Source organism: Arthrobacter oryzae, assembly GCF_037911235.1.
In the GTDB taxonomy this organism is placed as follows: domain Bacteria; phylum Actinomycetota; class Actinomycetes; order Actinomycetales; family Micrococcaceae; genus Arthrobacter; species Arthrobacter oryzae_E.
The window spans coordinates 46694-58293 of record NZ_JBBLYW010000024.1 but is presented as its reverse complement, the minus strand read 5'-3'; the positions used below and the strand labels follow the sequence as shown (position 1 = coordinate 58293).

At 67.4% G+C, this 11600-nt stretch carries 11 protein-coding genes; 6 read left to right on the top strand and 5 right to left on the bottom strand.

What is annotated here, in order from left to right:
• The first annotated feature begins 29 nt into the window (after positions 1-29).
• The 3 genes from WMN78_RS08020 to WMN78_RS08010 all read left to right on the top strand — a co-directional run bounded on the left by WMN78_RS08020 (position 30) and on the right by WMN78_RS08010 (position 3354).
• The gene (locus tag WMN78_RS08020; protein WP_340533161.1) at positions 30-737 is read left to right on the top strand and encodes a FadR/GntR family transcriptional regulator; all 708 of its coding nucleotides are present in this window, start codon (positions 30-32) and stop codon (positions 735-737) included.
• A 130-nt stretch (positions 738-867) separates the two neighbouring features.
• Positions 868-2706, top strand: a complete 1839-nt coding sequence (gene ribA / locus WMN78_RS08015; protein ID WP_340533160.1) for a GTP cyclohydrolase II RibA — start codon at positions 868-870, stop codon at positions 2704-2706.
• 63 nt (positions 2707-2769) lie between these two features.
• Complete coding sequence (locus WMN78_RS08010) at positions 2770-3354, top strand: dihydrofolate reductase family protein (protein WP_340533159.1); 585 nt, start codon at positions 2770-2772, stop codon at positions 3352-3354.
• Positions 3355-3458: 104 nt separating this feature from the next.
• On the opposite strand, the gene WMN78_RS08005 is transcribed toward WMN78_RS08010, so the two are convergent.
• Positions 3459-3866, bottom strand: coding sequence for a hypothetical protein (locus WMN78_RS08005; RefSeq protein ID WP_340533158.1), 408 nt, complete (start codon positions 3864-3866; stop codon positions 3459-3461).
• A gap of 193 nt (positions 3867-4059) precedes the next feature.
• On the opposite strand from WMN78_RS08005, the gene WMN78_RS08000 reads away from it, so the two are divergent.
• Positions 4060-4944, top strand: coding sequence for a helix-turn-helix transcriptional regulator (locus tag WMN78_RS08000; RefSeq protein WP_340533157.1), 885 nt, complete (start codon positions 4060-4062; stop codon positions 4942-4944).
• Between the two features lie 13 nt (positions 4945-4957).
• Here WMN78_RS08000 and WMN78_RS07995 read toward each other — a convergent pair whose 3' ends face one another.
• The 3 genes from WMN78_RS07995 to WMN78_RS07985 form a co-directional block, all read right to left on the bottom strand.
• Positions 4958-5542 (bottom strand): hypothetical protein, encoded by a 585-nt coding sequence (locus WMN78_RS07995; protein ID WP_340533155.1) that lies wholly within the window; start codon positions 5540-5542, stop codon positions 4958-4960.
• 81 nt (positions 5543-5623) lie between these two features.
• Positions 5624-6481 (bottom strand): SDR family oxidoreductase, encoded by an 858-nt coding sequence (locus WMN78_RS07990; protein ID WP_340533154.1) that lies wholly within the window; start codon positions 6479-6481, stop codon positions 5624-5626.
• A gap of 301 nt (positions 6482-6782) precedes the next feature.
• A complete protein-coding gene (locus WMN78_RS07985) occupies positions 6783-7439 on the bottom strand; it encodes a class I SAM-dependent DNA methyltransferase (protein ID WP_340533152.1) in 657 nt (218 codons plus the stop codon).
• Between the two features lie 168 nt (positions 7440-7607).
• Here WMN78_RS07985 and WMN78_RS07980 point away from each other — a divergent pair, with 168 nt between their 5' ends.
• Complete coding sequence (locus WMN78_RS07980) at positions 7608-8369, top strand: VOC family protein (RefSeq protein ID WP_340533150.1); 762 nt, start codon at positions 7608-7610, stop codon at positions 8367-8369.
• A gap of 9 nt (positions 8370-8378) precedes the next feature.
• Here the strand turns inward: WMN78_RS07980 and WMN78_RS07975 are convergent, their stop codons facing one another.
• Positions 8379-8843, bottom strand: coding sequence for a DUF6278 family protein (locus WMN78_RS07975; protein WP_340533148.1), 465 nt, complete (start codon positions 8841-8843; stop codon positions 8379-8381).
• Between the two features lie 56 nt (positions 8844-8899).
• On the opposite strand from WMN78_RS07975, the gene hrpB reads away from it, so the two are divergent.
• Positions 8900-11584, top strand: coding sequence for an ATP-dependent helicase HrpB (gene hrpB / locus WMN78_RS07970; protein ID WP_340533146.1), 2685 nt, complete (start codon positions 8900-8902; stop codon positions 11582-11584).
• Positions 11585-11600: the final 16 nt, after the last annotated feature.

Genomic DNA, 11600 nt, shown 5'->3' with positions numbered 1-11600 from the left:
GGGGCAGGACGTCGCCGGAAGGACGCGCAATGCCAAAGAAGACAGCAACGCAACAGATCTCCAGGGTCTCTCGGCCCCGCCTCTATGAGCAGCTCGTGGAGCAGCTCATGGACTTCATCGAGGCCGCCCAGCTGGGACCCGGCGACACCCTGCCGGCGGAGCGTGAGCTGGCCGAGCGGCTGGGGGTCTCCCGCGCAACGCTGGCGCAGGCGCTGGTGGCACTTGAAGTGCTCGGCGTGATCGATGTCCAGCACGGCACCGGTGCCGTGCTGGTCTACCGGCCCAATGTTCCGTCCGTGATCAAGGGGCTGCGCGAACACCGCAGCCGGCTGCCGGAAATCGTTGAGGCGCGGAGCACGCTCGAGGTCAAGCTTGCCGAGCTGGCAGCGGCCAGGCGCAGCGACGGGGACATGAAGGCCATCGACAAGGCTCTCGATGCGATGGCTGAGGAGGTTGCCTCAGGCGGCCGGGGTGCGCACGGTGACGAGCTGTTCCACCAGGCCGTAACGGCCGCCGCGCACTCAGCGGTGTTGGCTCAGCTCATGACGTTCATCGCCGGAATGGTCCTGGAAACCCGGCTCGAGTCGCTCGGGCAGCCCGGCCGGCCGGAGCAGTCCCTCGTATCCCATCGCAGGATTGCTGACGCCATCAGGGCTCAGGACCCCCCCGGGGCTGCGGCGGCAATGCTGGAGCACATCGAACTCGTCTCCGACGTGGCGCTGCTGAAGAACTCCTAAGTCGCCCGTCGGGCGGGCGGCACGCTGGCTTCGGTAAGGTGCAACACTTGCAGGTTCAACTAACCGCCTGTACGGTTAACTTTAATCTTCAAGTAATTTTGCGCTCCCTTATCGAATGCTGAGGCACCAGATGACCGTTGTGTCCGAGCCCTTCTCGACTCTTGCCGCGGCAGGATCCGCCGCTGCCATCCGCAGCAGGGTTAACGTACCGTTGCGCTTCCCCGACGGGTTCGTGTCCACGGCAGAGGTGCTGACGTTTCACGGGCTTGCCGACGGCAAGGAACACCTGCTCCTCGCCCTGGGCGCCTGGGAGCAGGCGCTGCTTGATCCTGCGTCGGCAGCTTCGGGGCCGCTGGTCCGGCTGCACAGCGAATGCCTGACCGGTGACGTGTTCGGCAGCCAGCGCTGTGACTGCGGCCCGCAGCTGCGGGAAGCGGTGGAGGAAATCAGTGCCACAGGAGGGTTCCTCCTTTACCTCCGGCAGGAAGGCCGCGGCATCGGCCTGTACTCGAAGCTGGACGCCTACGCCCTGCAGGACACCGGTCTTGACACCTACGAAGCGAATCTGGCCCTGGGGCACGGCGAAGATGAGCGCGACTACACCGCAGCGGCCCAGATGCTGGGGGCCATCGGTGCCACCACCGTCCGCCTGCTGACCAACAACCCGGACAAAGCAGCCCAGCTCGGCGTCCTGGGCATCCGCATCACCGAACAGGTCCCCACCGGGGTTCACCTCTCGCCGGCCAACCACCGCTACCTGACCGCCAAGCGGGATCACACGGCACATACCCTCGACCTCGCGCCGGCGGTCGTCCCAAGCCACGATGAGATGCTGGCCCGTGTCGACGCACTCGTACCCCGACTGCGGGAGCGCGCCGAAGAAACCGAGCAAATCCGCCGCCTTCCGGACGCCACGATGGAGGACCTCAGGGACGCGGGTGTCTTCCGTATGCTCTCGCCGAAGGCCGTCGGGGGCTTCGGCATGGGAGTGGAAACATACGTCGAGGCTGTGCGCCGGCTCGGCCGGGGATGCCCCTCCACAGCGTGGACTGTCGGGCACCTCATCGAGCACGTCTGGATGCTCGCCCGCTGGCCGCGTGACGTACAGGACGAGGTCTTTGCCAACGGACCGGCTCCGTTGGCCGCCGCCACCGGCGCCCCGGTGGGGCAGGCTGTCAAAGTCCCGGGAGGATACTCCATTTCGGGCCGCTGGACCTTTGCCTCGGGCGTGATGCACTCGGACTGGGCACTGCTCGCCGTGCAGCACGGGGACGTCCGCCTCCAATGCCTGGTGCCGATGTCCGACGTCGAGCTGCTGGACGTCTGGCATACCGCCGGCTTGAGGGGAACGGGCAGCAACGACGTCCGGACAGAGAACCTTTTCGTGCCTGAGTATCGAACGCTTGACTGGGCCCTCCTGAGCGCTGCTGACAATCCCGGCAGCCGGATCCATCAGGAGCCGATCATCCACACCCCCATGGCCGCCCTGCTCAATCTGGTGGCACCCGCCGCCGCGCTGGGAGCCGCCGAGCACGCCGTCGAATTGTTCCGTGAACGAATTCTGGTACGCAAAGTCAAGAACACGGCGGAAGACCGCCAGGCGGATTCCCCCCTCGCTCAGGCCCGGTTCTCGCTCGCTTACGGGCTCGTTGCGATGGCACGCCTGCAGTGGGACGAAGCGATCCGGGTGGTTACCGCCTCGTATCAGCACCGGCCCGTGATGATGACGGACGAGGAGCGGGCACAGTTCCGGCTCGCGCTCGCTCTCAGTGGCAAGGCATCGGCCGACGCGGTTCGTCACATCATGGCAGGATCGGGCGGCAGTGCACACCGCCTGTCCCATCCGCTCCAGCGCATCCAGCGCGACGTGGATGTTCTGCTCAACCACCCGACGTTGACCCTGGACCCGATTCTCGAACAGGCGGGCCGCGGCCTGCTGGGCCTGGGGTTTACGGTTCCCTCGTTCTAACGGGTTGAAGGGTGCCCCGGCCCGGCGTAGAGTCCATCCGACCACGGAAGTGAGGTGTCGGTTATGGGGCAGTTGATTGTCCAGGAGTTCGTTACCGCTGACGGGTTCGCCGCCGACGCCAATAACGAATTTACGGCCTACGAGATGCTCGAAGGGGGCACCGCCGAATTCGACCGCAGCCAGTTGGCGTGGCTCGATACCGTCGATGCCATGGTCCTCGGGGCATCCACCTACCGGATGTTCGCCGAATTCTGGCCGACTCCGGCATCCGAGGGGGAGGTCGTCGCGCCGGCCCTCAACGCGCTGCGCCGCTTTGTGTTTTCCCGGAAGCTGAAGAACGCACCGTGGGGCGACTTTCCCGAGTGCACCGTCGAATCCGGTGATGCGGTTGAGGCGATCCGCCGCATCAAGGGCGAAATCGAAGGCACTATCGTGCTCTGGGGCAGCCTGACCCTGAGCGAGGTATTTTTTGCCGCGGGCGAGGTTGACCGCGTCCGCCTGGTGGTCATGCCCGTTGCGATTGGCGCGGGCCGGGGCGTGTTCCCTGCCGGCCAGGATCCCGTCCTCCTGAGCACGCTGGCCGCAACGACTTACGACTCGGGGCTGGTTGAGCTCGAATACTCCCTCAGGTCCGGCCTGTCGCTGTAGCCGCCCGTCATGCTCGTGCAGCCCAGGCGGATGGCGGAAACCTCCAGGCCGTTGGTGCCGAGGGTGCGCTTAGCCATGATTCTGCTGTCGTTTGTGCGGGATTTCTATTTGGCGGCTTCGGCTTTGATTTGTTCCAGGGCTGCGTTAAACCCGTCGGGGGTCCGGCTGGAGCCGGCCAGCTTGTCGACGTGCACCTCATCGATGTCACGGCCGACGACGACCGCCTGCACGGCGTCGGCGAATCGGCTTTGCAGATCCAGCGACGTCGGATCGGTGGCGTGCGGGGCGACGGTGAGGTCAGTTATGACGTCGTCGACGAGGGTTATGGTCACCCCGATGCTGGAGGGAAGGCTGCCGTACTCGCCGTCGGCACTGTATTCGCCATCGGTGTATTGTGGCGCGCCGGTTACCTGCGCTGCGGGTGGCGGTGTGGACGTGCACCCGGCGAGCGCGGCGCATGCCGCGAAGCCGGCGACGACGGCAGAGGCGCGGTGCGGTTTGCCAGCAATCATTGAGATTCCGTCCTTTGGAGGGGATGGGCGGCAGCTGTGCTCAGGCCCGTTTGATCAACCTCACCACCTACGGCACCCGCGCGGGAGTTCCTGCTGTTCCATGGACTGGCAGACCACCCTTCAGCAGCCTCATCCGCGAACGGTGTACTGGCAGAACCTCCCGCGGCCGCGTCACCCGACGTAGCCTGATTCCATGGACAGCCAAAGCGACGTACGTGAGTTCCTCCGGTCCCGCCGGGCCAAAGTCACCCCTGAGCAGGTGAACCTGATCGTGGGCACCAACCGGCGCGTACCCGGGCTGCGCCGCGAGGAAGTGGCCACTTTGGCCTCGGTCAGTGTGGACTACTACGCCCGGCTGGAGCGCGGCAACCTCAACGGTGTTTCGGACGAGGTCCTTGAAGCGATCGCCCACGCGCTGCGGTTGGACGAAGCCGAAACAGCCCACCTTTTTGCCTTGGCCCGCGCGGCGCAGCAGCGGCCTGCCCGCCGCCGTCGTCCGGCACCTCCGCAACAGGTGCGCCCCGGGCTGCAGCGGTTCCTGGACGCCGTCACAGGCGCCCCGACCTGGATCCGCAATGAACGCATGGATTTCGTCGCCGCCAATGCGCTCGGCCGCGCGCTGTACGCGCCGATCCTCGCCGATCCGGTGCGGCCCGCCAACAGTGCACGCTTTGTGTTCTTCAATCCGGAGGCGCGCTCCTTTTACCCGGATTGGGAACAGGTGGCGAACGACGTCGTCGCTATCCTGCGCAGCTACGCCGGCCAGCGCCCGCACGACAAGGGCCTCACCGACCTGGTAGGGGAACTCGCCACCCGCAGCGAGGAGTTCCGCACCCGGTGGGCGGCCCATAACGTTCGTTTCCACCGGACCGGGATGAAGAAGCTTCACCACCCGGTGGTGGGTGACCTTGAACTCGCCTATGAGGCGATGGAACTGCCGGCCAATCCCGGTTGGACCATGTTCGCGTACACCGCCGAACCCGGTTCTGCCAGCGACGAACGCCTGAAGCTGCTGGCCAGCTGGGCGGCCACCACCGCCAGTGAAGAAGCCGTGCCTGCTCCGGAAAAGACGCAATAGGCGCGCTCCGGCGCTATTGCCCCGCGCCGGGGAGCAACTGGCGGTTCCTGATCCGCGATTCGCCGAACTCTATGGTGAGGGGTTCAATCTCCCGAGCCCCGGCGCCCCTGGTCCTGGGGCTGCCCACGGCAACGTGCGGTAACCAGTGTGGCGACCTGAAGCCGAGGGCGTGGGAGCTGAGGATGAAGTCATCAACGTTGTCCACCAACAGGCCGTCCAGCAGTTCGTGGAGGGCCTGGACGAGATGGACCTGGTACGCCTGGACCTGCTCCGGGACTTCCACTTCCAGTCCGGTCACGTTGCCGCCGCCCAGCGTGATCAACCGCCCAGCACTGCCGGAAAAGCCGTGCAGCGCCGGCAGGCCGTCCAGCCAGGTAACTGTGCTGCGGACAGCGTCATCAGGGCTGGTTATGCCTTTGGTCCATTCGGAGACGTCCTGGGAGAAGTCGTCCAGTACACCGAGGTGCAGCAGCGTCATATGCAGACCGCGCGGCTTGCGCAGGGCTCGGACATAGCTGCCAAGGCCCTCGTAGTCCGAGGGGCCGGATCCGATGCTGAGCACCGGCACCTCCACCGTAATCCGCGGAATAGTGTGCATTCCGGCCCCTCCTGACCGCGCCGATCCTAGCCTGTGGATGCCATTATCCGCCGGGACGCGCTTCCGCGCCTGCGCAGGAGCTTACCCAGCCAGAGGGCGCAGGCCGTCAAACAGGGGAGTGGTGGGCCGCCCGGCCAGCCGTGCGAGGTCTCCGGTCGTCAGTGCGAGTGCACCCTGCTGGATGTTACCGTCCAGGGCTGCGAGGAATCCGGCCGTTGCGGGGTCAAGCCCGGCTGCCTGCAGGGCGCTGACGTGCTCTGCCGAACTGACCGAACGATAGCTGACGGTGCGACCCAGAACCGTGGAGAAGGCGGATGCCAGTTCCCCGAATGTCCAGGCGTAGTCGCCGGACAGCTCGTATACCTGGCCTTCATGTCCGCCGGTGCTCAGGACGGCGGCGATGGCAGCGGCGTAGTCGGCACGGGTGGCGCTGGCCACGCGTCCCTCACCTGCGCTAGCAAGGAGCGTGCCGGTCTCGCGGGCCGTGAGCAGGGCCGCGGCGTAGTTCTCCGTGTACCAGCCGTTGCGCAGGAAGGTGAAGGGGAGGCCGCTAGCTCGGATGAGCCCTTCGGCTTTCGCGTGGTCCGGTGCCAGGACCAACGGGGTGGTGTCAGCCGCCAGGACGCTGGTGTACAGGATGTGGCCGACCTTCGCCCGGACGGCCGCCTCGATGACGGTCTCGTGCTGGGTGGTCCGATTCTGGATGTCGCTGCCGGAGATCAGAAGGAGGGTGTCGCCCTCGTGGAGGGCAGAATCAACACTGGCCGGATCGTCGTAATCCACCGTCGCGGTGTTGACGCCGAGGCCCGACAGTTCGGCGAGCTGCTCGGCGGACCTGCCCGCGGCCACGATCTGGCCGGCCGGTACCCCGCGGCCCAGCAATTCCCTGACGACGAGACGTCCCAGCTGACCGGTGGCCCCTGCAATGACAATGGACATGAGATTCTCCTGGATATCCGGGCGCCCCGGGTGAGCGCCTACCGTTATGGCCAACCGGCCTCGAGAGGCAACAATTCCGTCACCGGATGACGCACTTTGAAGTGCAATAGGCACCTTCAGGTAAGCAATGGCGAGGGCGGCCGACTCGTGCTCCACATTGCACAGGCGGAAACCACCCGGCAGAGCGTGCCCGGGATGATGGTGCCCGCTATGCTGTGCCCATGACGGCGCTGCAGATCTATGTGAGTTTCCTGACGCACCGCGGCTCGCTCAGTTAGCCACCGGGAGCCAGCATGTGCTGTCAGGGCCGCAACGGCGGCCGTTGTGCGAGGACCACTGCCTGCGGCGTCCGCTCAAGGCGGCCAGGTTCGCGTGTCATCCGGGCGATCATGGTGAATCCGGCGTCGGCCAGCTGTTCGGAAACCCGCGCAGGTAGGAAAAGTTGCGCGTCCATGGCGACGTCGTGTCCGTAGGCGCGGGAGATGTGCCGACGGCCCTCACCCGCCTGGAAGCTGACGAGCACATATCCTCCGGGCACGAGGACCCGGAAGAACTCCGCAAAGACCCCGGGTAGATCCCCGGGCTCCAAATGGATGATGGAGTACCAGGCGAATATCCCGTCCAGCTGCTGGTCGCCGTGGGGGAGGTTCGCAAGCTCTCCGACATCGAATTTCAATCCGGGATTGTTCCTCCGGGCCACCTCAATCATTCCGGCGGACAGATCAATCCCCACCGGTTCCAGTCCCAGGGACGCCAGCAAATCGGTCATTCGGCCGGTGCCGCAGCCAGCATCCACCACAAACCGTCCGTTTCCGTCCTTCACGTGGCGGGCGAACGCTGCAATCATCCCCTGGTCCGTTGGAGCCTCGAAACTGGCGTCGGGCAGCAGCCTTGAATAACTCTCTGCGACCACGTCGTAGGCCGACCGGACGCGGGCAAGACGATCGTCAACAGGCATCCGGAAAGGCTATCGCGGGAATGCCCCGGCTCCGGCAAAATAAGGTTTCAGCCGGCCGTATATGACAACCTTGGAGGCAAATCCGGCATCTCTGCAATAGATTTTCGACGTCGTTCCGGCTCCGCTGCAGCGCGACGAAAACAACTAATGAGGAAGAAGGGCATCTCCATGGCAATCCGGGATACACACTCAGTCGGCGCTCCTTGCCTCGTCGACACCTTCCAGCCCGATCCCCGCGCCGCCATGGACTTCTACGGACCCCTCTTCGGCTGGAGTTTCGACGAACCCGTTCCGATGCCGGTTGGGCTCGAGGGCAACTACTTTGCTGCGCGCCTCGGTGGGCGGCGGGTGGCCGGGATCGGCCAGGCGCCGGCGCAGTCAGGGCCGACCTGGAATACCCATGTTCGTGTCGACGACGTCGGGCAGGCGGTCGCCCGTGCTGAGGAAACTGGAGGAAGGCTCCTGGCAGGCCCGTTCGGCGCGGGGTCAGGTGGCGGGCTTGCTGTGGTCGCGGACGCCACCGGAATCCCGTTTTTCCTGCGCCAGGCGGATGACAGCGACGGCGCCGAGCTGGCCGATGAGCCAAACTCGTGGGCGATGAGCTCGCTGCACACCACGGATGTTGAACGGGCGCAGGCGTTCTACGGTGCCATGTTCGGCTGGGAACTTGAATCGGTGCCGGGTGCGGCCTTCGCGCTGTGGCGACGGTCAGGCCGCGTCGTGGCTGCTGTGACAGCGACGGACGGCACGGCGGTCCCTCCCCACTGGAGCGTCAATTTTGCCGTTCGTGATGCGGACTCCACGGCCCGCCACGCCGTCGCCCTGGGCGGCAGCATCTTGATGGCGCCGATGAGCACGCCCGGATTTCGAAGTGCCGTGATCGGCGACCCCCAAGGTGGTTTCATCGCCGTCAGCGCAGCCGCGGGCTGACCGCCGTGGTTACGGCCCCTGCCCTACAAGTTCCTGGACGTGGGAGAAGTTTTGCAGGAGCGTTGGCTCCGCCGTTGCCAGACGTCGAATAGCGACCCCCACTACATCAACTGCGGTCCTGGCGGTGACCCGCACCAGAGGGCGTTCCTCCTGGGTAACCTCCCAATGGGCGCCGGGAATGGTGTGGGTGAGGACGTCGCCGTAGAACATCCCGATGGATCGGACCAGCGCTGTGAGCGAGGTTTGCCCGGCCTTGGAATCGATAAGCCTATCGATGGCGGCCAGGCCGTCCGCTGACCGGGGGAGTTGCATTCCGTTGGCTCGGAAGTGCGCGATCAGTTCGTCGTAGCCGCCAACATTCGTTGGCGGAGGGCCGGACGTTCGCAGGTCGGCTGGCCGGTATTCGGCGTACCTCCTCGGGATTCCCGGGGGAAGCTTCTGCAACGGTTCGGCGGAATCCTCAGGATCGGTCATAGCGGCAGCCTACGCCTCGGAGCGGACCCGGTTAACTTTGTAGGCACAATGGAGGCGTGACTTCTCAGCACCTCCCGCCGGTCCCCGCACGCTCCGACGCACCCTTCGATTTGGGTGTCGTCGGCGCGGGCCTGGCATTCGCGGCGTCGCTGGGCGGGCTGGAGGAGGTCCTGCGTGCGGGGGGAACGGGCGGAACCGCCGTGGTCCAGGCGCCTCCAGGGACAGGCAAAACCACCCTCGTTCCGCCGTTGCTGGCCAACATTGCGTCCTCCGCAATGCCCGCGGACGCAGCGGTTACCGCCGGAAGGACAGGCCACGGCCCGCGCGTCGTGGTGACCCAGCCGCGCCGCGTCGCTGCGCGATCGGCCGCCCGCCGCCTCGCAGCTTTGGACGGCAGCCGGCTCGGGGACCGGGTCGGCTACACGGTCCGCGGCGAGCGCGTCTCCGGTGCGGGCACCCTGATCGAGTTCGTCACGCCCGGAATCCTGCTGCAGCGTCTCCTTTCCGACCCGGGCCTGGAGACCGTGGACGCCGTGATCCTGGACGAGGTCCACGAGCGCGGACTTGAGACCGACCTGCTCCTCGGCCTGCTGACGGAGGTCCGCGAGTTGCGCGGCAACCTCATGCTCGTAGCGATGTCCGCCACGCTGGATGCACCGCGCTTCGCCGCCCTGCTCGGGGCAGGACAGGACGGAAACCACGACGGCGGCGGCCCGGCTCCCGTCGTCGACTGTCCGTCCGCGCTGTTCCCGCTGGAGACGGAGTGGGCGCCGGCGGCTGTCGCGCGGCTGGACACGCGGGGCGTGACCCGCGCGTTCCTTGACCACGTGGCGGACACTGCCGCGGCAGCGCATGCCGAGGCATTAGCAGCCGACCCGGGCATCGACGCCCTGGTCTTCCTTCCGGGTGCGCGGGAGGTCTCGCACGTCGCTGACCGCCTCCGGGGCCGGACTGACGCCGAGGTGCTGGAGTTGCACGGCCAGGCCGGACCGGCGGAACAGGACCGTGCCGTATCGGGGCGGGAACCCGGCGGACGTGCCCGGATGATCGTCTCCACTGCGCTGGCCGAATCCTCCCTGACTGTCCCGGGAGTCCGGCTGGTCGTTGACTCCGGCCTGTCCCGTGAGCCGAGGCGCGACACCAACCGCGGCATGTCCGGCCTGGTGACCGTATCCTGCTCGCGCGCGTCCGCCGAACAGCGCGCCGGACGCGCGGCCCGCCAGGGCCCGGGCCGGGTGGTCCGGTGCTATGACCAGAGGACGTTCGGTGCCGCCCCGGCCCACCAGACCCCGGAAATCGCCGTCGCCGACCTGACCGGTGCAGCGCTGGTGCTGGCCTGCTGGGGATCACCGGGAGGGCAAGGCCTGGTCCTTCCGGACGCCCCGCCCGCGGCCGCAATGACCGACGCCGTTGAGGTCCTCCGGGAGCTGGGCGCCGTTGGTCCCGACGGCCTGGCCACGGGACTGGGGAAGACCCTCGCCAGGATTCCCGCCGACCCCCGCCTGGCCCGCGCCTTGCTGGACGGCGCCGCAACCGTCGGCCACCGGACCGCGGCAGAGACCGTCGCCGTCGTTGCCGGTGACCAGCGCGCTCCCGGTGCGGACCTTACCCGGCTGCTGGCTGCGCTGCGTCCGGGCAACGATCCGGCGGCCCGCCGGTGGAAGGACGACGTCCGGCGGATGGAAGCGATCGTCCGCAAGGAGATCGCCGCCGTCGAACAAACCCACACAATGCCCCCGGTGGCCTCCGCGGAGGCTGTGGGGTTCGTCGTCGGGCTCGCGTTCCCGGACCGGGTGGCACGCCGCGTCCCCGGTGCGGGGGAGCGCTACCTGTTGTCCTCGGGCACCCGGGCAGGCCTTCCGGCCGGGAGCCCGCTGTCAGGCCATGAGTGGCTGGCGGTCGCCGAGGTCTCACGCGCGGAAGGCCGCGACGCGGCGGGAACCGGCGCCGTCATCCGCTCCGCGGCACCGATCTCTGCTGACACGGCTGAAGCTGCCGCCCGGCACCTGCTCAGCGAAACCGTGGAAGCCGGGTTCGCCCAGGGACGCGTCACGGCCCGGCGGGAACGCCGCCTGGGCGCCATCCTGCTTTCCTCGACGCCGGTCCGTCCATCAGCCGCAGAGGGGCGGGGCGCAGTGGCCCGCGCGCTGGCGAAGGAGGGGCTGGGAACCATTGGATGGTCGACGTCGGCGGACGCCTTGCGCCGCCGCCTCGCGCTGCTGCACCGGGAACTGGGCGGTCCTTGGCCCGACGTGTCCGAACAGGCGCTGCTGTCCCGGCTGGACGACTGGCTGGCGCCCGAACTCGAAGCGCTTGCCGGAGGGAAGGCCACGGCCGGCGTGGACCTCACCGAACCCCTCCGCAGGCTGCTGCCGTGGCCCGACGCCTCCCGGCTGGGAGAACTGGCTCCGGAGACGCTGGAGGTACCGAGCGGTTCGCGCGTCCGGATTGACTACCCGGACGCTGAGCACGACGACGGCCGCCCGGTGGTGGCGGTCAAGCTCCAGGAGTGCTTCGGGTGGGCCGAAACGCCGCGGCTGGCGGGCGGTCGGGTTCCGGTGCTGTTCCACCTCCTGTCGCCGGCACGGCGGCCCCTCGCGGTGACGGATGACCTCGCTTCGTTCTGGTCAGGACCCTACGCCCAGGTGCGGGCCGAGATGCGCGGCCGCTACCCGAAGCATCCCTGGCCGGAAGACCCGTGGACGGCGCCTGCGACGGCCCGGACGAAGAGCAGGATGTAGCGCCGCCGCCGGCAGT